The sequence below is a fragment of the Pseudomonas sp. GM74 genome (assembly GCF_000282455.1).
Classification (GTDB): Bacteria; Pseudomonadota; Gammaproteobacteria; order Pseudomonadales; family Pseudomonadaceae; genus Aquipseudomonas.
Genome location: NZ_AKJG01000041.1, coordinates 148,411 through 173,297, shown reverse-complemented (window position 1 = coordinate 173,297; position 24,887 = coordinate 148,411). Strand labels below are relative to the sequence as shown.

General features: G+C 61.2%; 15 protein-coding genes and 2 pseudogenes. 10 read left to right on the top strand and 7 right to left on the bottom strand.

The window, feature by feature from the left end:
- Nucleotides 1-83: 83 nt before the first annotated feature.
- A complete protein-coding gene (locus tag PMI34_RS20390; protein ID WP_008047962.1) occupies nucleotides 84-2,798 on the top strand; it encodes a putative bifunctional diguanylate cyclase/phosphodiesterase in 2,715 nt (904 codons plus the stop codon).
- A gap of 66 nt (nucleotides 2,799-2,864) precedes the next feature.
- Complete coding sequence (gene msrA / locus PMI34_RS20395) at nucleotides 2,865-3,515, top strand: peptide-methionine (S)-S-oxide reductase MsrA (RefSeq protein ID WP_008047961.1); 651 nt, start codon at nucleotides 2,865-2,867, stop codon at nucleotides 3,513-3,515.
- Nucleotides 3,516-3,598: 83 nt separating this feature from the next.
- Here msrA and PMI34_RS20400 read toward each other — a convergent pair whose 3' ends face one another.
- From PMI34_RS20400 to putP, 3 genes are all read right to left on the bottom strand, one after another.
- Entirely contained in the window at nucleotides 3,599-4,435 is an 837-nt protein-coding gene (locus tag PMI34_RS20400) for a 23S rRNA (adenine(2030)-N(6))-methyltransferase RlmJ (RefSeq protein WP_008047960.1), read from the bottom strand.
- 114 nt (nucleotides 4,436-4,549) lie between these two features.
- Complete coding sequence (locus tag PMI34_RS0127140) at nucleotides 4,550-4,810, bottom strand: hypothetical protein (protein ID WP_008047959.1); 261 nt, start codon at nucleotides 4,808-4,810, stop codon at nucleotides 4,550-4,552.
- A 103-nt stretch (nucleotides 4,811-4,913) separates the two neighbouring features.
- Nucleotides 4,914-6,398, bottom strand: a complete 1,485-nt coding sequence (gene putP / locus PMI34_RS20405; protein WP_008047958.1) for a sodium/proline symporter PutP — start codon at nucleotides 6,396-6,398, stop codon at nucleotides 4,914-4,916.
- A gap of 462 nt (nucleotides 6,399-6,860) precedes the next feature.
- Here putP and putA point away from each other — a divergent pair, with 462 nt between their 5' ends.
- Both putA and PMI34_RS20415 read left to right on the top strand, forming a co-directional pair.
- On the top strand, nucleotides 6,861-10,811 hold the full coding sequence (putA, locus tag PMI34_RS20410; RefSeq protein ID WP_008047956.1) for a trifunctional transcriptional regulator/proline dehydrogenase/L-glutamate gamma-semialdehyde dehydrogenase: 3,951 nt from the start codon (nucleotides 6,861-6,863) through the stop codon (nucleotides 10,809-10,811).
- 256 nt (nucleotides 10,812-11,067) lie between these two features.
- Nucleotides 11,068-12,870, top strand: coding sequence for an acyl-CoA dehydrogenase (locus PMI34_RS20415; protein ID WP_008047954.1), 1,803 nt, complete (start codon nucleotides 11,068-11,070; stop codon nucleotides 12,868-12,870).
- 117 nt (nucleotides 12,871-12,987) lie between these two features.
- Here PMI34_RS20415 and PMI34_RS29710 read toward each other — a convergent pair whose 3' ends face one another.
- From PMI34_RS29710 to PMI34_RS0127135, 4 genes and pseudogenes are all read right to left on the bottom strand, one after another.
- Nucleotides 12,988-13,719, bottom strand: coding sequence for a methyl-accepting chemotaxis protein (locus tag PMI34_RS29710; RefSeq protein ID WP_443216123.1), 732 nt, complete (start codon nucleotides 13,717-13,719; stop codon nucleotides 12,988-12,990).
- A gap of 132 nt (nucleotides 13,720-13,851) precedes the next feature.
- Nucleotides 13,852-14,880: pseudogene (locus PMI34_RS29705) on the bottom strand (HAMP domain-containing protein); the annotation flags it as partial.
- A gap of 145 nt (nucleotides 14,881-15,025) precedes the next feature.
- Entirely contained in the window at nucleotides 15,026-15,328 is a 303-nt protein-coding gene (locus tag PMI34_RS20425) for a cell division protein ZapA (RefSeq protein WP_007981180.1), read from the bottom strand.
- Entirely contained in the window at nucleotides 15,325-15,555 is a 231-nt protein-coding gene (locus tag PMI34_RS0127135) for a hypothetical protein (RefSeq protein WP_007971835.1), read from the bottom strand. Before PMI34_RS0127135 ends, PMI34_RS20425 begins: the two co-directional genes overlap by 4 nt.
- 274 nt (nucleotides 15,556-15,829) lie before the next feature.
- Between PMI34_RS0127135 and PMI34_RS29700 the strand changes: the two are divergent.
- The 6 genes and pseudogenes from PMI34_RS29700 to trxC form a co-directional block, all read left to right on the top strand.
- Nucleotides 15,830-16,600 (top strand): annotated as a pseudogene (locus PMI34_RS29700) (MCP four helix bundle domain-containing protein); the annotation flags it as partial.
- Complete coding sequence (locus PMI34_RS29695; protein ID WP_443216122.1) at nucleotides 16,583-17,455, top strand: methyl-accepting chemotaxis protein; 873 nt, start codon at nucleotides 16,583-16,585, stop codon at nucleotides 17,453-17,455. The pseudogene PMI34_RS29700 and the gene PMI34_RS29695, both read left to right, overlap by 18 nt.
- 273 nt (nucleotides 17,456-17,728) lie before the next feature.
- Nucleotides 17,729-19,471 carry a potassium/proton antiporter gene (locus PMI34_RS20435; protein WP_008047945.1) on the top strand — a complete coding sequence of 581 codons (1,743 nt, stop codon included), beginning with the start codon at nucleotides 17,729-17,731 and terminating at the stop codon, nucleotides 19,469-19,471.
- Nucleotides 19,472-19,505: 34 nt separating this feature from the next.
- Nucleotides 19,506-22,856 carry a mechanosensitive channel MscK gene (gene mscK / locus PMI34_RS20440; RefSeq protein ID WP_008047941.1) on the top strand — a complete coding sequence of 1,117 codons (3,351 nt, stop codon included), beginning with the start codon at nucleotides 19,506-19,508 and terminating at the stop codon, nucleotides 22,854-22,856.
- Between the two features lie 48 nt (nucleotides 22,857-22,904).
- Nucleotides 22,905-24,368, top strand: a complete 1,464-nt coding sequence (selO, locus tag PMI34_RS20445) for a protein adenylyltransferase SelO (RefSeq protein WP_008047939.1) — start codon at nucleotides 22,905-22,907, stop codon at nucleotides 24,366-24,368.
- Nucleotides 24,369-24,441: 73 nt separating this feature from the next.
- Entirely contained in the window at nucleotides 24,442-24,876 is a 435-nt protein-coding gene (gene trxC / locus PMI34_RS20450; protein ID WP_008047937.1) for a thioredoxin TrxC, read from the top strand.
- Nucleotides 24,877-24,887: the final 11 nt, after the last annotated feature.

Below are 24,887 nucleotides of genomic sequence, written 5' to 3'. Positions count from 1 at the left end.
GCAATGATGCAACCTTGCCGCAGGCAACAGTAAAGAGGGCGAGAGCCCGGCGCGTTCAGCATATTCGAAGCGAGTTTCCCTCCATGAAAAGCCAACCCGATGCCGCCAGCCGTATGGTGGCCGAGGTAGTGACGCAGTTGCCTGTGCCCTCGCGGCTCGGCATGCTGCGTTTCGAACGGCTTAATGAACCCAGCTGGGCGCTGCTGTTTCTCGATCCCAATTGCGAACGCCAGTTCGGCCTGCCAGCCGTTGAGCTGTGTGCGCTGGTGGGCTCGCCCTACGCCAGCCTGATGGAGCCGCAAGCGCGCTATGAACTGCACGACGCGATCCAGCAGCAACTGAGCGAAAGCACGCATTACCTGATCCGCTACACCCTGCACACCGCCTCTGGCTCCCTGAGCCTGCTGGAGCTGGGCGAAGCCTACAAACAACACAATCGACACCTGTTGCGCGGCTACCTGCTGGTCATCGACGGCCTGTTCGAAAATGACCCGCTGCAACCGGCCCTGGATCTGGAAACCCAGAACTCGCGCCTGCAAATCGCCCTGGAACTCAATCAGCGTGCCCAGCAGGAGCAACTGCTGCACCTGGAGCGGGTGCGTGCCCAGCAGGACCTGATCCTGCTGCTCACCCGTCAACGCTACAGCAGCAACAACTCCTTGCGCGAAGCCGCCGAGCTGATCACCCGCAGCGCCTGCGACATCTACGAAATCGACAGCGCCAGCCTGTGGCACCTCGAAGGCTCGATGCTGGTGCCGATCTCGGCTTATCACCGCACGAATCAGGAATACCTGCTGCCGCAACCGATCGACGTCAGCGTTTTCCCCGATTACCTCGACGCCCTGCACACCGGCCGTGCCATCGACGCCCATAACGCCATGCGTGACCCGCGCACCCGGGAGATGGCCGAAAGCCTGCGCCCGCGCGACGTCAATGCAATGCTCGACGCCAGTATCCGCGTCGACGGCCAGGTGGTCGGCGTTTTGTGCCTGGAGCAAACCGGGGCGACCCGCGCCTGGCAGTCGGATGAAATCGCCTTCGCCGGAGAACTGGCAGACCAGTTTGCCCAGGTCATCAGCAACCACAACCGGCGAACCGCCACCAGCGCCCTGCACCTGTTCCAGCGCGCGGTCGAACAAAGTGCCAACGCCTTTTTGCTGGTCAATTGCGACGGCGTGGTGGAATACGTCAACCCGAGCTTCACCGCAATCACCCAATATTCCACCGAAGAAGTGCACGGTCAGCGCCTGTCGGAACTGCCGGCCCTGGAGAACCTCAGCGAACTGCTGTTCGATGCGCCTTCGGCGCTGGCCAAGAGCAACAGTTGGCAAGGTGAATTCAAGAGCCGCCGCAAAAACCTCGAACCCTACTGGGGCCAGTTGTCGATCTCCAAGGTTTACGGCGACAACCGCGAGCTGACCCACTACATCGGCATCTACGAAGACATCACCCAGACCAAGCTCGCCCAGCAACGTATCGAGCGCCTGGCCTACACCGACAACCTGACCAACCTCGGCAACCGCCCGGCGTTCATCCGCAACCTGGATGAACGCTTCGCCCGGGACAGCGACGCGCCGATCAGCCTGTTACTGGTGGACATCGACAACTTCAAGCGGATCAACGACAGCCTCGGCCACCAGACCGGCGACAAGCTGCTGATCAGCCTGGCCCGGCGCCTGCGCAACAGCCTGATCCCGAGCGGCAGCCTGGCGCGATTCGCCAGTAACGAATTCGCCGTGTTGCTGGACAACAGCGACCTCACGGTGGGCCAACAAGTGGCCAACCAATTGCTGGCGACCCTCGACAAACCGATGTTCGTCGACAACCAACTGATCAGCGTCACCGGCTCCGTGGGCCTGGCCTGCGCGCCGCTGCACGGGCGCGACCCGCAAACCCTGATGCGCAATGCCGGGTTGGCGCTGCACAAGGCCAAGGCCAACGGCAAACACCAGGTGCAAGTGTTCACCGAAGCGCTGAACGCCGAGGCCAGCTACAAGCTTTTTGTCGAAAACAACCTGCGCCGCGCCCTGACCCAGAACGAACTCGACGTGTTCTACCAGCCAAAGCTGTGCCTGCGCAGCGGCCGCCTGCTGGGGATGGAAGCACTGCTGCGCTGGGACCATCCGGAAAAGGGCATGATCCGCCCGGACCAGTTCATCAGCGTCGCCGAAGAAACCGGGCTGATCATTCCGATCGGCAAATGGATCGCCCGCCAGGCCTGCCGCATGAGCAAAGCGCTGACCGCCGCCGGCCTGGGCAACTTGCAGGTGGCGATCAACCTGTCGCCCAAGCAGTTCTCCGATCCGGACCTGGTGGCCTCCATTGCCAACATCCTCAAGGAAGAAGCCCTGCCGGCTCATTTGCTAGAGCTGGAGCTTACCGAAGGCCTGTTGCTGGAAGCCACCGAAGACACCCACCTGCAACTCGACCAACTCAAGCGCCTGGGCCTGACCCTGGCCATGGACGATTTCGGCACCGGTTACTCGTCGCTCAGCTACCTGAAAAAATTCCCCATCGACATCATCAAGATCGATCGAAGCTTCATCCACGAAATCCCGGACAACCAGGACGACATGGAAATCACCTCCGCGGTGATCGCCATGGCTCACAACCTGAAGCTCAAGGTGGTGGCTGAAGGCATCGAAACCGCCGAGCAGCTGTCGTTCCTGCGCCGTCACCGCTGCGACGTCGGCCAGGGCTACCTGTTCGACCGTCCGATCCCGGGCAACGAGCTGATCGACAAGCTCAAACGCTACCCGCGCGGCCCAATCGCCCGCTCCCACCTTGATAGTGCTTAACCGGCAGTATTTGGGCACACTGGCAGTCTGTTTATTTACAACTCAACCTGACTGAGAGGACTGATCATGGTTCTGCGCTCGGAAATTCTGGTGAACAAAAACGTGCTCCCGACTAAAGAACAAGCTCTGCCTGGCCGCGAAACCCCGATGAACTTGCCTGAGAAGCACTTTGTCTTCAAAGACACCCCTCTGCTGGGTCCATTCTTCGAGGACGTCGAGTTCGCGATCTTTGGCCTGGGCTGTTTCTGGGGTGCGGAACGCCGCTTCTGGCAGCGCGACGGCGTAGTCAGCACTGTTGTGGGTTACGCGGGCGGCTTCACGCCGAACCCGACCTACGAAGAAGTCTGCTCGGGGCTGACTGGCCACGCCGAAGTAGTGCTGGTGGTGTATGACAAGGCCAAGGTCAGCTACCAGGAGCTGCTGACGATGTTCTGGGAACTGCACAACCCGACTCAGGGCATGCGTCAGGGCAACGACATCGGCACCCAGTACCGCTCGGTGATCTACGCCACCTCGCCGGAACAACTGGAAGCCGCGCTCAAGAGCAAAGAAGCGTACCAGGCTGAACTGTCCAAGGCCGGCCTCGGTGAAATCAGCACCGAAATCGACCAGGCACCGACCGTCTACTTTGCCGAGACGTATCACCAGCAGTACCTGGCGAAAAACCCGGAAGGCTATTGCGGGATCGGCGGTACCGGCGTGACCTGCCCTATATAAGCAGTGACAAGCTGCAAGCCTCAAGCTGCAAGCCCTGTGTTCGCAACTTCAACTTGCAGCTTGTAGCTTGAAACTTGCAGCTGCTACTCAGCAATCAACCAATCCATCCGCCACCCACCCTGGGTCTGTCCAAGCTTCTCGGACAACCACGGCAGCAGCTCACGCAACTCTTCCTCCAGCCCCCACGGCGGATTGGCAATCGCCAACCCGGAACCGTTCAGGCTGTTCGGCGTATCCAGCGGATGCACCAGCAACTCCACCCGCAACAACTTCGGCGCACCGGTACCGGCCAGGTCCTGATAGAAGCGGCGCAGCGCGCGCTGATCCTTCACCGGGTACCAGATCGCCGCCACGGTCTGACGCATCCGGCCAATCGCTTCCTTGAGCGACGCGGCACAACGCTGCATCTCGTCGAGCTTCTCGAACGGCGGATCGATCAACATCACCGCACGCTTCTCCGGCACCGGCAGCAAGGCCCGTGACACATGCCAGCCTTCACCCAGGTGCACCTTGACCCGACGATCACCGGCCATGTTGTCCTTGAGCAAAACGCCGTCTTCCGGATGCTTCTCGTTGAGCAACACACGGTCCTGCGGGCGAGTCAGGCGCCGCGCCAGCTCCGGCGACCCCGGGTAATAGCGCAACTGGCCATCCGGATTCATCTCGTGCAGCACCTGCATGTAATCGGCGGTCAGGATCGGCAGATCCGGCTGACCCCACAAACGCGCAATGCCTTCCAGGTACTCGCCGGTACGGTTGGCCTGATCACCCTGAAGGTCATACAGACCGATGCCGGCGTGGGTATCGAGATAGGCAAACGGCTGTTCCTTGCGCGACATCAGGGCGATGAGGCGGGTCAAGGTCAGGTGTTTGAACACATCGGCGTGATTGCCGGCATGGAAGGCGTGGCGATAATTCATGGCTGCTCCTGCGAAGGCCGGGAAGTTTACCTTTTACCGGCCGGCAAGTCAGGGGTTCACGGCTGAGTGGCCAGTTGAGGCACTACACCCCCCTAACCACAAAAGCCCTATGTGCTACGCCGAAGGCCCCGCCCGCAACCGCCGCCCAACCACATCCAGCACATCACAGCCATCACGCAATGGTATAGCGCAGAGCAAGGCGAAATCGCTGAGGATGAACGACTCGCACTCAATCGAACCGCGCATCGACAGGTTCTCAAGCACTTGGGTAACTGCGCGGATTCTGTAGTTGGCAGCGTCGGTGAGGATGTCGAGTGGCGCGTGGGTGTCGACGAACAGGGTGGGCATGTCGTTGCAGTTGCTGGTCAATGCCATGAAGCGGTTGTCGGGATGGGGGAGAGGCAAAAAAAACGGCCCGCACCATAAGGCTGCGAGCCGTTCTTTTATCAGGGATGGGAAGCGTTCACCCCATCACTCATCACTTGTTCAGGCGGTAATCATTCTCTGCAGCAGCAAAACGCTGGAACATGCCGGCAGTCGGCGTGCCCATCTTGCTGACGAAGTAGATCGCCAGGCTGGCGAAGATGAAGCCCGGGATGATTTCGTACAGGCCCAGCAGTTCGAAGTGTTTCCAGACGATCACGGTGATCGCGCCGACCAGGATACCGGCCAGTGCGCCGTTGCGGGTCATGTCTTTCCAGATCACGGAGATCAGCACGACCGGACCGAATGCGGCACCGAAACCGGCCCAGGCGTAGCTCACCAGACCCAGTACACGGTTTTCCGGGTTGGCTGCCAGGGCGATAGCCACCAGGGCAACCAACAGCACCATGGCACGGCCGACCCACACCAGTTCCAGCTGCGAAGCGGATTTACGCAGGAAGGTCTTGTAGAAGTCTTCGGTCAGGGCGCTCGAGCACACCAGCAACTGGCAGCTCAGGGTGCTCATGACGGCAGCCAGAATGGCCGACAGCAGGATACCCGCGATCCATGGGTTGAACAGGATCTTGGCCAGCTCGATGAACACACGCTCGTGGTTCTCGGAGACTGCGCCAGCCACGTCCGGGTGCGCCGAGAAGTAGGCGATACCGAAGAAGCCCACAGCCACGGTGCCGCCCAGGCACAGGATCATCCAGGTCATGGAGATGCGACGGGCGTTGGCGATCGATTTGACCGAATCGGCAGCCATGAAACGCGCCAGGATGTGCGGCTGACCGAAGTAGCCCAGCCCCCAGCCCATCAGCGAGATAATGCCGATGAAAGTAGTGCCCTTGAGCATGTCGAAGTTGGCGGGATCTTGCGCTTCGATGGCCAGGAAAGTGGTGTCGACGCCGCCGGTGGCCAGCAGCACGATAACCGGCGTCAGGATCAACGCGAAGATCATCAGGGTGGCTTGTACGGTATCGGTCCAGCTTACGGCCAGGAATCCACCGATAAAGGTGTAGGCAATCGTCGCCGCAGCACCGGCCCACAGCGCCGTCTCGTAGGACATGCCGAAGGTGCTTTCGAACAGACGGGCACCGGCCACGATGCCGGAAGCGCAGTAGATGGTGAAGAACACCAGGATCACGACCGCAGAGATGATCCGCAGCAGGCCGCTCTTGTCTTCGAAACGGCTGGCGAAGTAGTCCGGCAGGGTCAGTGCATCACCGTTGTGCTCGGTTTGCACGCGCAGACGGCCGGCGACGAACAGCCAGTTCAGGTAGGCGCCGACGATCAGGCCGATGGCGATCCAGCTTTCGGAAAGACCGGACATGTAGATTGCGCCGGGCAAGCCCATCAACAACCAGCCGCTCATGTCGGAGGCACCGGCGGACAGTGCAGTCACGACGCTGCCCAGGCTGCGACCGCCCAGAATGTAGTCGGAAAGGTTGTTGGTGGAGCGATAGGCCATCAAGCCGATCAGCACCATTGCTGCGATGTAGATCACGAACGTGATCAGGGTTGGATTGCTTACGCTCATTAAGTTACGCCCTGGCTTTGTTTTTATGTAGCGGCGGCTGGTGAACCGCTGGCAAACGCATACGTTCGACAGACGATCCGGAATCCCGCGCATTTATGACTGATGTTTCCCCAGGAAAGCCATCAGCCGGTGCACCTGGATTTTGTCCTGGTTGCACCTTGGGCGCGAATGCTATTCAACAAAGCAAATAAGGTGCAACCAGTTTCTTGAGAATAAGTTGCACCTAGTCGGAAATAAATATCAAACACCGGTTTTTGCTCCTTTTCGGAGCAAGAACCAGAGCCAACCGCATTAAAAATGCACCAAGCAGATGCGGCACATCCGTACCAGAATTTATTTCCTGACGAGCTGCGTAATATTCCGACAAAAAAAGGGTTGCACCCGGTTGCACCTCAACAGTCGCACGGCTAATCTTGCCGCCAGCTGATGCCACGCAGTCGTGGCAAACATGAGGATAAAAATATGGCTACCACCACCCTTGGGGTCAAACTTGACGACCCGACCCGCGAACGCCTCAAGGCCGCCGCGACCTCGATTGATCGCACGCCGCACTGGCTGATCAAGCAGGCAATCTTCAATTACCTGGAAAAACTCGAGGGTGGTGCAACCCTGTCCGAGCTGAACGGTTTGACCAAGGATTCCGACGACAGCGTCGACGCACCTCTGGATCACGCCCACCAGTGCTTCCTCGAATTCGCCGAAAGCATCCTGCCGCAGTCGGTACTGCGCGCCTCGATCACCGCCGCCTACCGCCGCCCTGAGCCGGAAGTCGTGCCGATGCTGATCGAACAGGCTCGCCTGCCGGCACCGATGGCCGAAGCCACCAACAAACTCGCCGCCTCGATTGCTGAAAAACTGCGCAACCAGAAGAGCGCCGGCGGCCGTGCCGGCATCGTCCAGGGCCTGCTGCAGGAATTCTCCCTGTCGTCCCAGGAAGGCGTGGCGCTGATGTGCCTGGCCGAAGCGCTGTTGCGCATCCCGGACAAAGGCACCCGCGATGCCCTGATCCGCGACAAGATCAGCACCGGCAACTGGCAGCCGCACCTGGGCAACAGCCCGTCGCTGTTCGTCAACGCCGCCACCTGGGGCTTGCTGCTGACCGGCAAACTGGTGTCCACGCACAACGAAGCCGGCCTGACCTCGTCCCTGAGCCGCATCATCGGCAAGAGCGGCGAGCCGATGATCCGCAAGGGCGTCGACATGGCCATGCGCCTGATGGGCGAGCAGTTCGTGACCGGCGAAACCATCGCCGAAGCCCTGGCCAACGCGAGCAAGTTCGAAGCCAAAGGCTTCCGTTATTCCTACGACATGCTGGGTGAAGCCGCGCTCACCGAGCACGACGCCCAGAAGTACCTGGCCTCGTACGAACAAGCCATCCACTCGATCGGCAAGGCCTCCCACGGTCGCGGGATTTATGAAGGCCCGGGCATTTCGATCAAGCTGTCCGCCCTGCATCCACGCTACAGCCGTGCGCAGTACGAGCGCGTGATGGACGAGCTGTACCCGCGCCTGCTGTCGCTGACCCTGCTGGCCAAGCAATACGACATCGGCCTGAACATCGACGCCGAAGAAGCCGACCGCCTGGAGCTGTCGCTGGATCTGCTCGAGCGCCTGTGCTTCGAGCCGCAACTGACCGGCTGGAACGGCATCGGTTTCGTGATCCAGGCTTATCAGAAGCGTTGCCCGTACGTGATCGACTACGTGATCGACCTGGCCCGCCGCAGCCGACATCGCCTGATGATCCGCCTGGTGAAAGGCGCGTACTGGGACAGCGAGATCAAGCGCGCCCAGGTCGAAGGCCTGGAAGGCTACCCGGTCTACACCCGCAAGGTGTACACCGACGTTTCCTACATCGCTTGCGCCCGCAAACTGCTGTCGGTGCCGGAAGTCATCTACCCGCAGTTCGCCACGCATAACGCCCACACCCTGTCGGCCATTTATCACATCGCCGGTCAGAACTATTACCCGGGCCAGTACGAGTTCCAGTGCCTGCACGGCATGGGTGAACCGCTTTACGAACAGGTTGTAGGCAAAGTTTCCGAAGGCAAGCTGAACCGTCCGTGCCGTGTGTACGCTCCAGTCGGCACCCACGAAACCCTGCTGGCCTATCTGGTGCGTCGCCTGCTGGAAAACGGCGCGAACACTTCGTTCGTCAACCGCATCGCCGACCAGTCGATTTCAATTCAGGAACTGGTGGCCGACCCGGTAGCCAGCATCGAGCAGATGGCGACCGTGGAAGGTGGTTTCGGCCTGCCGCACCCACGCATCCCGCTGCCGCGTGACCTCTATGGTTCCGAGCGCGCCAACTCCAGCGGCATCGACATGGCCAACGAACATCGTTTGGCGTCGCTGTCCTGCGCCCTGCTCGCCACCGCGCACAACCACTGGAAAGCCGCACCGATACTCGGCTGCGCATCCAGCAACGAAGCCCCGGCTCCGGTGCTGAACCCGTCCGATCTGCGTGATGTGGTCGGCCATGTACAGGAAGCGACCGTCGAAGACGTCGACAACGCCATACAGTGCGCCCTCAACGCTGCTCCGATCTGGCAGGCCACACCGCCCGCCGAACGCGCCGCGATCCTGGAACGTGCCGCCGACCTGATGGAAGCCGAAATCCAGCCGCTGATGGGCCTGCTGGCTCGCGAAGCCGGCAAGACCTTCGCCAACGCCATCGCCGAAGTGCGTGAAGCCGTGGACTTCCTGCGTTATTACGCCGTGCAGGCACGCAACGATTTCACCAATGACGCTCACCGTCCGCTGGGTCCAGTGGTATGCATCAGCCCGTGGAACTTCCCGCTGGCGATCTTCAGTGGCCAGGTGGCTGCTGCGCTGGCCGCCGGTAACCCGGTACTGGCCAAGCCTGCGGAACAGACTCCGCTGGTTGCCGCCCAAGCCGTGCGCCTGCTGCTCGAAGCCGGTATTCCGGAAGGCGTGCTGCAACTGCTGCCGGGCCGTGGTGAAACCGTCGGTGCCGGCCTGGTCGGCGACGATCGCGTCAAAGGCGTGATGTTCACCGGTTCCACCGAAGTCGCTCGCCTGCTGCAACGCAACATCGCCGGCCGCCTGGACAGCCAGGGTCGTCCAATCCCGCTGATCGCCGAAACCGGTGGCCAGAACGCGATGATCGTCGACTCTTCGGCACTGACCGAACAAGTTGTCATCGACGTGGTTTCGTCGGCGTTCGACAGCGCCGGCCAGCGTTGCTCGGCTCTGCGTGTACTGTGCTTGCAGGAAGATTCCGCTGACCGCGTCATCGAAATGCTCAAGGGCGCGATGGCTGAAAGCCGTCTCGGCAACCCTGAGCGTCTGTCCGTGGACATCGGCCCAGTGATCGACGCCGAAGCCAAGGCTGGCATCGAGAAGCACATCCAGGCCATGCGCGACAAAGGTCGCAGCGTGTACCAGGTGGCCATCGCCGACGCCGAAGAAGTCAAACGCGGCACCTTCGTGATGCCGACGCTGATCGAACTGGAAAGCTTCGACGAGTTGCAGCGGGAGATCTTCGGCCCGGTGCTGCACGTGGTTCGCTACAAGCGCAAGGACATCGATCAACTGATCGGCCAGATCAACGCTTCCGGCTACGGCCTGACCCTGGGCGTGCACACCCGCATCGACGAGACCATCGCCAAGGTGATCGACAACGTCAATGCCGGTAACGTCTACGTCAACCGCAACATCGTGGGCGCAGTTGTAGGCGTGCAGCCATTCGGCGGCGAAGGCCTGTCGGGTACAGGCCCGAAAGCCGGTGGCCCACTGTACCTGTACCGCCTGCTGTCGACCCGCCCTGCGGATGCGATCGAACAATCCTTCGCTCGCGGCGATGCTGCCGTAGCACCGGACGTTCGTCTGCGCGACGCCATGAGCAAGCCGTTGACCGCCCTGAAAGCCTGGGCCGACAAGCACAAGTTCGCCGACCTGAGCACCCTGTGCGTGCAGTTCGCAGCGCAATCGCAAAGCGGCATCACCCGCGTCCTCGCCGGCCCGACCGGCGAGCGCAACAGCTACGCGATCCTGCCACGTGAGCACGTGCTGGGCCTGGCGGAAGTCGAAGGCGATCTGCTGACTCAATTGGCGGCGGTATTGGCAGTCGGTGGTTCGGCGGTATGGCCGGAAGCCGACATGACCAAGGCCTTGTTCGCACGCCTGCCGAAGGACATTCAGGCCCGCATCAAGCTGGTTTCCGACTGGAACAAGGACGAAGTGGTGTTTGATGCAGTTGTGCATCACGGCCATTCCGACCAGTTGCGTGCGGTGTGCCAGCAGGTGGCCAAGCGTGCCGGCGCCATCGTCGGCGTGCAGGGTCTGTCCCAAGGCGAAACCAACATTGCGCTGGAGCGTTTGGTGATCGAGCGTGCGTTGAGCGTCAACACCGCTGCGGCGGGTGGTAATGCCAGTTTGATGACCATCGGCTAAACCCGATAAGCCGGGCAGCCACGATAGCTGCCTGGCAATCAAATCCCTGTGGGAGCCGGCTTGCTCGCGAAAGCGGACTGTCAGTCAACTTAAATGTTGAATGTGACGACCTCTTCGCGAGCAAGCCCGCTCCCACAATTGTTTTGTGGTGCCTGTTAAGTCGGCGCTCTGCCCTACCATCACGCTCATCAATCATGCTATTCAGCATAAATTCACAAGACTAGACTCGGCCCATCCCAACAAAAGGTAGGCCGCCATGTCCGAGACGCTGCTCAGTTCCCGCAATCTGGCTTTCGAGCTGTATGAAGTCCTCGATGCCGAGGGTCTGACCCAGCGTGAGCGTTTCGCCGAGCACAACCGCGAAACCTTCGATGCGGCCATTGGCACCGCCCGCAGCATCGCCGAGAAGTTCTTCGCCCCGCACAACCGCAAGGGCGACGAGAACGAGCCACGCTACGAGAACGGTCAGGCGATTCTGATTCCGGAAGTGAAACCGGCGGTAGACGCCTTCCTCGAAGCCGGCTTCCTCAACGCCGCGCGCAGTTTCGACGCTGGTGGCATGCAGCTTCCTACACTGCTTTCCCAGGCCTGCTTCGCGCACTTTCAATCGGCCAACGCGGCTTCGACGTCATACCCGTTCCTGACCATGGGCGCGGCCAATCTGATCGAAAGCTTCGGCACCGATGAGCAGAAACGCCGCTTCCTGCAGCCGATGATCGATGGCCGCTTCTTCGGCACCATGGCCCTGACCGAACCCCACGCGGGCTCGTCGCTGTCGGATATTCGTACCCGCGCAGAACCTGCGTCTGACGGCACTTATCGCCTAAAGGGCAACAAGATCTTCATCTCCGGCGGCGATCACCCGCTGTCGGAAAACATCGTGCACATGGTGCTGGCCAAGCTGCCGGACGCACCGGCCGGGGTGAAGGGCATTTCGCTATTTATCGTGCCCAAGTTCCTGGTCAACGACGACGGCAGCCTCGGCAAGCGCAACGACGTACTGCTGGCCGGGCTATTCCACAAGATGGGCTGGCGTGGCACCACCTCTACCGCACTGAATTTCGGCGATAACGGCGAGTGCGTCGGCTATCTGGTGGGCAAGCCGCACCATGGCTTGAGCTACATGTTCCAGATGATGAACGAAGCGCGGATCGGCGTCGGCATGGGCGCGGTGATGCTTGGCTACGCGGGCTATCTGTATTCGCTGGAGTACGCCCGCGAGCGTCCGCAGGGCCGCGTGCCGGACAGCAAGGACCCGAACACCGCGCCGGTGGCGATCATTCAGCACGCCGACGTCAAACGCATGCTGTTGACGCAAAAGGCCTACGTCGAAGGCTCGTTCGACCTCGGCCTGTACGCGGCGCGGCTGTTCGATGACACCACCACCCTTGCGACCGAAGCCGAACGCAAGCAGGCCCATGAACTGCTGGATTTGCTGACACCAATCGTCAAATCCTGGCCATCGGAGTTCTGCCTGAAGGCCAACGAACTGGCGATCCAGATCCTCGGCGGCCACGGCTACACCCGCGAATACCCGGTGGAGCAGTACTACCGCGACAACCGCCTGAACCCGATCCACGAAGGCACCCACGGCATTCAATCACTGGACCTGCTGGGCCGCAAACTGGCACAGAACGGCGGCGCCGGGCTCAAGCATCTGATCCGCCTGATCGCCGACACCGCCGAACGCGCCCAGGCATTCGAGTCGCTGACGCCGCTGCGCGAGCCGCTGGAGAAACTGGTGGCGCGCCTGCAAGCCGTGACCATCGGACTGCTGACCGATCTGGCCCAAGGCAAGATCAACAGCAGCCTGGCGAACTCGGCGCTGTACCTGAAGGTGTTCGGTCACACCGTGATCGGCTGGCGCTGGCTGGAACAGGCGATCCGCGCCGAGGAAGGCCTGGCCAAGGGCAATGCGGCGGATGTCGCCTTCTATAAAGGCAAGCTGCAGGCGGCGCGCTACTTCCTGACGTGGGAAGTGCCGGGCTGCCACCATGAGCTGGCGATTCTTGAGGCGCGGGACGATGTGTGCCTGGGGATGCAGGATGAGTGGTTCTAGCCTCAAATACTTGTAGTGCTGCTTAGATCCATTCGCGAGCAAGCCCGCTCCCACAGGTGAATGCATTTCAAATGTGGGAGCGGGCTTGCTCGCGAAGGCATCCACACAAACGCCACATCACCCCAGCTTGAACCCACCCATCTGCCGCGACAGATCATCCGCCAACCGCTGCAACGTCTGGCAGTCCTCACGACAAGCCCTGACCTCCCCCGCTGTCGCCCGGGCCAGATCGGAAATGCCCTGCACGTTACGGTTGATCTCTTCGGTCACCGCCGATTGCTCCTCCGTCGCCGTCGCCACCTGATGGTTCATGTCGCTGATGCGCTCCACTTGCCCGGTAATCGCGGTCAACGAAGCCCCGGTACGCTGGCTCGACTCGACCCCCGTGCCCGTCGCGGCTTGCCCGGATTGCATCGACGACACCGCGTTTTCCGCCCCCTGCTTGAGGCTGCCGATCATCTGCTGGATTTCATCAGTTGACGCCTGCGTACGCCGCGCCAAAGTCCGCACTTCATCGGCCACCACGGCAAACCCACGCCCCATGTCCCCGGCCCGCGCCGCTTCGATAGCAGCGTTGAGCGCCAGCAAATTGGTCTGTTCGGAAATCCCGCGAATCACCGCCAGCACCTGATCGATGGACGCCACCTGATGGGCCAACTCACCCACAGCGCTGGCGGCGACACCGATTTCATCCGACATGCTTTCAATATGGCGGATCGAGCCACCCACCACTTCCCGTGCCTGCATCGCCTCATCCCGAGCCGTTTGCGACGCGACCGCCGCGTTGCCGGCGTTCTGGGCGATTTCCTGAACGGTCAGGCCCATTTCATGGACTGCTGTGGCCACCATGTCGGTCATTTCCTGCTGGCGGCCGGAGCGTTCAGCGGTGTTATCCACAACCCGTGCAACCTGGCCGACAGCGGTGCGCAGTCGCTCGCTGGTGGTCAGCACTTCACCAATCATGTCGCGCTGGCTGTCGAGAAAGCGATTGAACCCACGAGCCAGATCGCCTAGCTCATCGGCTCGACCGGAATCTAACCGGTGGGTCAAATCTCCACCACCGCTACCGATGGCAACCAGTGCCGCTGTTACCTGACGAATCGGTCGTACCAACCCACGGGCCAGCAACACCACCAGCAACAGGCACACCAGCGCTACGGCCAGGCCGATGCCGCTGCTCATCCACATGGCGCGGCGGGCTTCGGCGTAGATCTGCGATTGCGGCACTTCGGCCACCAGGGTCCAGCCGAGATCACGCAGCGGCAAGCTCAACGCCAGATAATCTTCGCCATCACGCACAAAGCTACTGTGGGTGGCGTTATTTTGACCCATCACCGCTTGTGCCGCCGCATCGCCAATCTGCTCGTTCAAGGTGCGCTTGCCGCTCAATTGCGCCTCTGGGTGAACCTGGATCAAACCGTCGGAACGCACGAGATAGACCTTGCCGCGCTCCCCGAAGCTGAAATTGTGGATCAGCTCAGACAGCTCTTTCATGCTCAGGCCAAGCCCGGCAACACCCACGACTTTGCCGGCCTGCTCGACTTTGAAGTCGATGAACAGCGCCAATTCTCCGGTGGCCGTGTCGTTATCGATATTGAGGGTGCGCGGCTGGTTGCTGTCGAGAAACGAGTAGAACCAGGCGTCTTTCGGATTGGAACGACTGAGGGTCCGGTCCAGGCCTTTTTCGGTGAAGTAATGGTTGGACGCGGTGCCGACAATAATCGCGGTAAAGGCCTTGTGCTCGGCGCGGATGCCTTCGAGATAGGTAGTAAAGGTGCCGGCCCGGGCACCGTCTTCACCCCCGGCCAGCCAGTCGCGCACCATACTGTTGCTGGCGATGTCCTTGGCGGCGGTGAGGGGTTGAACGAGGATCCGCTCGATGTCGTTGCGCATCGCTTCGATGCTCGACGGCAAGGCTTGCTCGACCAGATAGCTCTGGGCGAGGCGGTTGACCACCAGGGTATAAATGCCAACCACGATCAGGATACTGACGAGCAGAGCGGTGCCCATGCTCAGGATCAACTGCCATTGAATACTGCGTCGCCAGAACTGCATGGAGCACCCCCAAAGAATAAGAGGCTGAAACACTGCAACAGCCGTGCCGATTGTATACAACCCAACCGACAATCTATTCTTTGGTTGTGCGCAAAGCCGATCAGGCCTGATTGATCGTCTTGGAAATCACTTCAACCGTGGCGCTGACTTGCTCTTGGTAACGGTCGAGTTCGAGCTTGTGCTGTTTCTGCATTTCGATCTGCTGGGAGCACAGATTCATCGCCGCCAGCACCAGCAGTCGGTCACCGATCAGCGTCGGGTACTTCCTCTTGGTTTCGGCCAGGGCTGCCTTCAACATCATCGCGGCGTCCAGCAGGGTCTGTTCTTCCCCGGCCGGTGCCTTGATCGAATAGTCCTCCCCCAGGATCGAGACGACTTTTACCCCTGCGGCGTTGTAACTCATGCGCTGACAGGGCCTGCGCTGACGCGCTCAACCAGGGCCTGGATGCGAGCCGCCGTAGCACCTTGCTTCTCTTCCTGCTCCATCAGGCTCAGTTGCAGGCTTTCGTTTTCATCCTTGGCCTGGGCCAGTTCTGCGGTCAGGGTCTGGTTGGTGCCGAGCAACGTCTGGTTCTGTTGCACCAGGTCACTGACCAGTTGTTCCAATTGGCTTAGGGATGCTTCCAACATTTTGATTTTCCGGGCTTTTTCAAAGGGCGCGTACGATAAAGAAAAGTCACCCTGGATGCCAGGGTTATACAGGCGCAAAGCCTTGATTTTGCTGACGGGCAACCTTCCTCGCGAGTTTTAAAGACTGTGATTGGCCAATCTGGTTCCTGCACTTCGTCGCCACGAGGTGCAACCGGCTGAAACACGGGGGGCTCAAGACTTCAGCCAGGCGACCGATAAGTCATCCATACAGCAGCCTCAGCCCCGCACGGATGCGCTCTTTTCGGTGATCGCCATGTCCCTTCGTAATATGAATATCGCCCCTCGGGCGTTCCTCAGCTTTGCCCTGATCGGCGGCTTGATGATGGTTCTGGGGGTGTTTGCCTTGAATCAGATGAGCAAGATCCGCGGCGCCGCCGAGAACATCACCAACAACAGTGTGCCGAGCATCAAGAGCCTGGACGAGTTCACCCAACTCACCTTGCGCCTGCGTGTGCTGTCCTACCGCTTGCTGGTGAACCGCGAGCCGGACGTGCAGCAGAAAACCATGGAACTGCTGGAAATGCGCAACCAACAGATTCGCGCCGCCCAGGCGACCTACGAAAAGCTGATCGCCAGCCCGCAGGAACGTGCGACCTACGATCAATACGTACAACTTCTGGGTCAGTACCGCCAGATCGAAGACCGGATGAAGACCCTGTCGCGCAACAATCAGGTCGATGAACTGCGCAGCTTGCTCAACACCGATTTGCTCAACAATTCCGAAGCGGTCAACACCGTGCTGAACCGGCTGCTGGAAATCAACACCCAGCAGAGCCACGACACCAACCAGCAGGCGGCGGATCAATACGATTCGGCATTCAACCTGGTGATCGTCCTGCTGGTGATCGCCACCGCCCTGACACTGCTGCTCGCCTGGTTGCTCACCAACAGCATCACCCAACCGATCGCCAATGCCCTGGGCGCCGCCGAACAGATTGCCGAAGGCAACCTGACGCGCCCGATTACCATTGACGGCCAGGATGAAGCCGGCCGTTTGCTGCTGGCCATGTCGAAGATGCAGGACAAACTGCGCGACACCCTGCAGCGGATTTCCGGCTCGGCCACGCAGTTGGCATCGGCTGCCGAAGAACTCAACAGCGTCACCGACGAAAGCGCCCGTGGCCTCACCCGGCAAAACAACGAGATTGAACAGGCCGCCACCGCAGTCAACGAAATGACCAGCGCCGTGGAAGAAGTCGCGCGCAACGCAGTCAGCACGTCCGAAGCCTCGAAGAACGCCACCACCTCCGCCGGCGACGGCCGTGACCTGGTGCAGGAAACCGTCAGTGCCATCGAACGCATGAGCGCCGATGTGCAGAGCACCGCGACCTTGATCGGCGACCTGGCCAACGAATCCCGCGACATCGGCAAGGTGCTGGACGTGATCCGTGGCCTGGCCGACCAGACCAACCTGCTGGCCTTGAACGCTGCCATCGAGGCCGCGCGCGCCGGTGAGGCCGGTCGTGGTTTTGCGGTGGTGGCCGACGAGGTACGCGCCCTGGCCCACCGCACCCAGCAGTCGACCAGCGAGATCGAACGCATGATCGGCAGCATCCAGAGCGGTACCGAGCACGCGGTGGATTCAATGCGCAACAGCACCGAACGCGCGGAATCGACCCTGAACATCGCCCGCGGTGCCGGGATGTCGCTGGACACCATCAACAGCGCCATCGTCGAAATCAACGAGCGCAACCTGGTGATCGCCAGCGCCGCTGAAGAACAGGCGCAGGTGGCCCGTGAAGTGGATCGCAACCTGGTGAACATCCGTGACCTGTCGGTGCAGTCGGCCACCGGGGCGAATCAGACGAGTGCGGCGAGCAATGAGCTGTCGCGCCTGGCGGTGGACCTGAACACTCTGGTTGGGCGGTTCAGCCTCTAACGGCCACGCCCCCTGTAGCAGCTGGCGAAGCCTGTGTTCGGCTGCGAAGCAGTCGTAAAATCCGAGTCCTCGAATCACCTGAAACACCGCGGTATCAGATTCAGCGACTGCTTCGCAGTCGAACGCAGGCTTCGCCAGCTGCTACAGGGATAACCAGCGTTCGCCTTAGTGAAAAGCTTTTTGACAGCATCACATTTCAACAGGTTAGAATCGCTGGCACGCAGACTGCATGGTCAGTTTGCGCCCGCCTTTCAGCTTTCTGGAGTACTGCCTTTGAATGCGACGACCATCAACAGCCTGTTCTTGATCGGCGCGTTGCTGGTAGGTGCGAGCATTCTGGTGAGCTCACTTTCGTCCCGTCTCGGCATCCCGATTCTGGTGATCATCCTGGCCGTCGGCATGGCGGCCGGTGTCGATGGCGCCGGCATTCTTTTTGATAACTACCCCACGGCTTATCTGGTGGGCAACCTCGCGCTGGCGGTGATCCTGCTCGACGGCGGCCTGCGCACCCGGGTGTCGAGTTTCCGCGTGGCTTTATGGCCGGCGCTCTCTCTGGCCACGGTCGGAGTGCTGATTACCACCGGGCTGACCGGCATGGCGGCCGCATGGCTGTTCAACCTGAACCTGATCCAGGGCCTGCTGATCGGCGCCATCGTCGGCTCCACCGACGCCGCCGCGGTGTTCTCGCTATTGGGTGGCAAAGGCCTGAACGAACGGGTAACCGCCAGCCTTGAAATCGAATCCGGCAGCAACGACCCGATGGCGGTGTTCCTCACCGTCACCCTCATCGACATGCTCGCCAGCGGCCAGACCGGCCTGCACTGGAGCCTGCTGACCCACCTGATCCGCGAATTCGGCATCGGTGGCATCATCGGCCTGTGCGGTGGCTGGCTCATGCTGCAACTGGTCAATCGCATCAACCTGGCCACCGGCCTGTATCCGATCCTGGTGATTGCCGGCGGCCTGGTGGTGTTTGCCCTGACCAACGCCCTGCACGGCAGCGGCTTCCTGGCGGTGTACATCTGCGGCCTGGTGATCGGCAACCGGCCGGTGCGCAGCCGCCACGGCATCCTGCACATGCTCGACGGCATGGCCTGGCTAGCGCAGATCGGCATGTTCCTGGTGCTGGGGCTGCTGGTGACGCCCCACGACCTGCTGCCTATCGCCTTGCCGGCACTGGCCCTGGCGCTGTGGATGATTCTGTTTGCCCGGCCACTGTCGGTGATGGTTGGCCTGCTGCCGTTCAAGGCGTTCCATGGTCGCGAGAAGGCGTTCATCTCCTGGGTCGGTCTGCGCGGCGCGGTCCCGATCATTCTCGCGGTGTTCCCGCTGATGGCCGGCCTGCCCAACGCCCAGCTGTACTTCAACCTCGCGTTCTTTATCGTGCTGGTGTCGCTGCTGGTTCAGGGCACGAGCCTGCCGTGGGTCGCCAAACTGCTGAAGGTGACGGTGCCCCCGGAGCCTGCGCCGATCTCCCGGTCGGCCCTGGAAGTACACGTCACCAGCGAATGGGAGCTGTTCGTCTATCGCCTCGGCGCGGAAAAATGGTGCATCGGTTCGCCCCTGCGCGAACTGAAAATGCCCGAAGGCACCCGTATCGCCGCCCTGTTTCGTGGCCAACAATTGCTCCATCCGTCGGGTAGTACGGTGCTGGAAGTCGATGATTTGCTGTGTGTTATCGGCCATGAACACAACCTGCCGGCCCTCGGAAAACTCTTCAGCCAGGCGCCACAACGGGGCCTCGATCTGCGTTTCTTCGGCGACTTCGTACTCGAAGGAGACGCCCAGCTGGCCGCGGTTGCGGCCCTCTATGGCCTGAAGGTCGAAGGCATCGATCCGGACATGTCCCTGGGGCACTTCATTGCCCAGAAGGTTGGCGGCGCGCCGGTGGTGGGTGACCAGGTGGAATGGAACAACACCATTTGGACCGTGGCCGTCATGGACGGGAACAAGATCGGTAAAGTGGGCGTCAGATTCCCCGAAGGAAGTCGCCCCGGCCCCGGACTCTTCCTCTAAACTGCTTCCACTATCACTTGCTTGACCGGTCTTTATGCCTAATCTGCGCTCCATCTTCGCCATCGCCCTGCTGGGCTTGAGTCTCTCTGTCAGTACTTTGCAAGCGGCCGAACCGCCCTCCAGCGAAGCCGTGCAAGCGAGCCTGGACAAGATCGCCGACCGCAAACTGCCGGAAGCCGATCAGAAGGCCCTGCAATCGGTCCTGCAAGGCACGCTGAGCCAGCTCAACAACAAGCGTGACTACGAGCAGAAGCTGGCCGCGCTCAAGCAGCAATTGAGCAATGCGCCCAAACAGACCATCGAGAACCAGCGTGAACTGACCCGCCTCAAGGCCAGTACGGTGGTGCCGGTGGCGCAGCGTTTCGCCAAGGAACCGATCCAGCAGCTGGAACAAATGCTCACTGAGCGCTCCACCCAGCAAAGCGACCTGCAAAAAGCCCTGGCCGATGCCAACAGCCTGATCATCACCGCCCAGACCCGCCCCGAGCGCGCCCAGGCGGAGATTTCCAGCAGCCAGACACGCATTCAGCAGATCAACACCACCCTCAAGAACGGCAAGGACGCCGGCAAGACCTTGAGCGCCGAGCAGCGCGACCAGCTCAATGCCGAGCTTGCAGCGCTGAACGCCCTGATCCCGCTGCGGCGCCAGGAACTGGCCAGCAATACCCAATTGCAAGACCTCGGCAACAGCCAGCATGACCTGTTGTCGGAGCGATCCGACCGCCTGGATCAGGAAATCCAGGAACTGCAAACCCTGATCAACCAGAAGCGTCTGGCGCTGTCCCAGGAAACGGTCACCCAGCAATCCATCGAAGCGCAGAAGGCCGGCGGCAGCAGCCTTTTGGCCACCGAAAGCGCGGCCAACCTGAAGCTCTCGGACTACCTGCTCAAAAGCACCGACCGCCTGAACGAAGTTACCCAGCAGAACCTGCAGACCAAGCAGCAACTGGACAGCCTGACCCAGAGCGATTCGGCGCTGGACGAGCAAATCAACGTGCTCAAAGGCAGCCTGCTGCTCTCGAAGATTCTCTACAAACAGAAACAGGCGTTGCCGCGCCTGCGGCTCGACCGCAACCTGGCCGATCAGATCGCCGACATTCGCCTGTATCAGTTCGAAGTCAGCCAGCAACGGGAATTGCTGAGCAATCCGGCCACCTACGTCGAAAACCTGCTGTCGACCCAACCCCCCGAACAAGTCACGCCTGCGCTGCGCAAAAGCCTGATGGAACTGGCCACCACCCGCGCCGACCTGCTCGAGCGGCTCAATCGCGAACTGAGCGCAGTGCTCAATGAATCCATCACCCTGCAACTGAACCAGAAGCAACTGCTCAGCACCGCGCAAAGCCTGCGCGCGACCCTCGATGAGCAGATGTTCTGGATTCCCAGCAACAAGCCGCTGGACCTGGAGTGGATTCACAGCGTACCGGATCGCCTCCAGCGGCAACTCGATTCACTCCCGGTACTTTCAAGCCTGAGCGAACTGACCGACGGCTTGACCCAACGCCCGCTGCTGTTCCTGCCATTGGCGCTGCTGATCGGTGCGCTGCTGTGGCGGCGCAAGAGCCTGTACGCACGACTGAACAAGGTTCACCAGGACATCGGTCACTTCAAACGCGATAGCCAGTGGCACACCCCGCAGGCGATTCTGATCAACATCCTGCTGGCGATGCCGGTTTCCCTGGGCCTCGCATTGTGCGGGCTGGCCCTGCAAATCGACGCCCGTGGGCAGAACGCCAATATGGGCGCGGCGCTGCTGCAAATGGCCGGGGCCTGGCTGGTGTTCTACACCGCCTACCGGATCCTCGCACCGGGTGGCGTGGCAGAACTGCATTTCCGCTGGGAAAAGCCCCAGGTGGAATTCCTGCGCAGATGGATCCGCCGCCTCGGCATCGTGGTGATGGCATTGGTAACCGTCGTGGCCGTTGCCGAACTGCAACCGGCGGCGCTGGCCGATGACGTGATGGGCATGCCGGTGGTGCTCACCTGCTACGCCTTGATGACCTTGCTGCTCAGCCGCTTGCTGATCAGCAGCCCGACCCACGAGAACGCCTCGCTGTTCCGCAAACTGGTGGGGATCCTGTTCACCGCCCTGCCCGTCGCGCTGTTCGTGGCGGTGTGCTTCGGCTACTACTACACCGCGCTGAAGCTCAGCGACCGCTTGATCAACACCCTGTACCTGCTGATGTTCTGGCTGGTGATCGAAGCCACCTTCGTGCGCGGCCTCAGCGTGGCGGCCCGGCGGCTGGCCTACCAGCGCGCCCTGGCCAAACGTCAGGCGGCGAAAGAGGCCGGAGACGGCGAGGGGGTGATCGAAGAGCCGAGCATGGACATCGAGAAGGTCAACGAACAGTCCCTGCGCCTGATCCGCCTGGCGCTGCTCGGCGGCTTCATGGCGGCATTGTATTGGGTCTGGGCCGACCTGATTACGGTGTTCTCGTACCTGGACAACGTCACCCTCTACGAATACACCAGCGGCACCGGCGCCAATATGAGCATGGTGCCGATCAGCATCGGCGACATGCTCGGTGCGCTGATCATCATCGGTATCACCTTCGCCCTGGCGCGCAACTTGCCCGGCCTGCTGGAAGTCTTCGTACTGTCCAAGCTCAACCTCGCCCAGGGCAGCGCCTACGCGACCACCACGTTGCTCTCGTACGTGATCGCCGGCGTCGGTTTCGTCTCGACCCTGTCGACCCTCGGCGTGAGCTGGGACAAGTTGCAATGGCTGGTGGCGGCGCTGTCGGTCGGCCTCGGTTTTGGCATGCAGGAAATCTTCGCCAACTTCATTTCCGGCATCATGATCCTGTTCGAACGTCCGGTTCGGATCGGTGACACCATCACCATCGGCAACCTGTCGGGCACGGTGAGCAAGATTCGCATCCGCGCCACGACCATCACCGACTTCGACCGCAAAGACATCATCGTCCCGAACAAGACGTTCATTACCGGGCAACTGATCAACTGGTCGCTGACCGACACCATCACCCGGGTGACCCTCAAGCTCGGCGTCGACTATGGCTCGGACCTGGACCTGGTGAAAGAGCTGTTGCTCAAGGCTGCACGGGATAACCCGCGCGTGTTGAAAGACCCGGAACCGCACGTGTACTTCCTGAACTTCGGCGAAAGCACCCTCGACCACGAGTTGCGCATGCACGTGCGCGACCTCGGCGACCGCAACCCGGTGCTCGACGAGGTCAACCGCTTCATCAACCGCGAGTTCAAGAAGCAGCACATCAACATCTCGTTCCGGCAGATGGAGGTCTACCTCAAGAATCTGCACGGCCAGGAATACAAGATGGTGCCGATCGAGCCGGAAGCGAAAACCATCGTGCCGATCGTCGACGGCAAGCCGGCGCAAGAACCGCCCGCGGCCAAACTCGACTAACCGGCCATTCCCCAGCAGAATGCTCGGACATTCTGCTGGAGCCGGCCCTTGAAAGCCCTCGACGAACTCACCTTCGATAATCGTTTCGACCGCCTGGGCGACGCGTTTTCCGCCCATGTGCTGCCCGAGCCCATCGACAATCCGCGCCTGGTCGTGGCCAGCCCCGCCGCCATGGCGTTGCTGGACCTCGACCCGGCCGCGGCCGAAACCCCGGAGTTCGCCGAGCTGTTCAGCGGCCACAAGCTCTGGGCCGACGCGATTCCAAGGGCGATGGTCTATTCCGGGCATCAGTTCGGTTTCTACAACCCGCAACTGGGCGACGGTCGCGGCCTGTTGCTCGGCGAGGTGTACAACGAGGCCGGCGAACACTGGGACCTGCACCTCAAGGGCGCCGGCCAGACGCCGTTTTCACGCATGGGCGACGGCCGTGCGGTGCTACGTTCGTCGATCCGTGAATTCCTCGCATCCGAAGCACTGCACGCGCTGAATATCCCGACCACCCGCGCCCTGTGCGTGATCGGCTCCGATACCCCGGTGTGGCGCGAAAAGCAGGAGCGCGCGGCCATGCTCTTGCGTCTGTCGCCGAGCCATGTGCGCTTCGGGCACTTCGAATATTTCTACTACACCAAGCGCCCCGAGCAGCAGAAAGAGCTCGGTGATCATGTGCTGGCCATGCATTTTCCCGAGTGCCTGGAACAACCGGAGCCGTACCTGGCGATGTTCCGCGAAGTGGTGGAGCGCAATGCCGAACTGATCGCCAAATGGCAGGCCTATGGCTTCTGCCACGGCGTGATGAACACCGACAACATGTCGATCCTGGGCATCACCTTCGATTTCGGTCCGTTCGCCTTCCTCGACGACTTCGACGCCAACTTCATCTGCAACCACTCCGACGACCAAGGGCGTTACTCCTTCAGCAACCAGGTGCCGATTGGCCAGTGGAACCTCAGCGCCCTGGCCCAGGCCCTGACGCCGTTCATCAGCGTCGAAGCCTTGCGCGAAACCCTCGGCCTGTACCTGCCGCTGTTCCAGGCCCATTACCTGGACCTGATGCGCCGCCGCCTCGGCCTGATCACGGCGGAGGATGACGACCAGAAACTGCTGGAGAACCTGCTGCAACTGATGCAAAACAGCGGCGTCGACTACAGCCTGTTTTTCCGCCGATTGGGTGATGAAGCGCCGGAGCAGGCCATCGCTCGCTTGCGTGACGACTTCATCGACCTCAAGGGCTTCGATGCCTGGGGCGAACTCTACGTCGCCCGGGTGGCCCGTGAAGGCACGCTTGATCAAGAGCAGCGCCGCCAGCGGATGCACGCGGTCAACCCGCTGTACATCCTGCGCAACTACCTGGCGCAAAAGGCCATCGATGCGGCGCAGAGCGGCGACTACACGGAAGTCCGCCGACTGCACGCCGTGCTGAGCAACCCGTTCGAGGAACAGCCGGGGATGGAAAGCTATGCCGAGCGACCACCGGAATGGGGCAAGCATCTGGAGATCAGTTGTTCGTCGTGAGGCACTGTACGATTGAAAATCTGGAGTCATGTCTCCAGATAAGGATCATTCGCTTTTGACTGGACGATTTGTCATGACCGACCCACTACTCATCCCCTGCCCCCACTGCAACGGCCTCAACCGCATTCCCGCCGAGCGGCTCAACGATCTCCCCAAATGCGGACGCTGCAAGGCCGAAGTCCTGCTGAGCAAACCGTTTGAATTGAAGCAAGGCGACTACGCCAGCCAGATCAGGGGCGATCTGCCGCTGCTGGTGGATGTGTGGGCGGACTGGTGCGGGCCGTGCAAGTCGTTTGCACCGGTGTTCGAGCAGGCGGCAGGGCAACTGGCCGGCAAGTGTCGGCTGGCCAAGCTGGACAGCGAGGCGAACCAGCAGTTGTCGGCGCAGCTGGGGATTCGCTCGATTCCGAGCCTGATCCTGTTCAAGAACGGCCGGGAAATAGCCCGGCAGAGCGGGGCTTTCCCGTTGCCGCAGTTGATCGCCTGGCTGCGTAGCCAGGGCATCTGAAACACCACGCT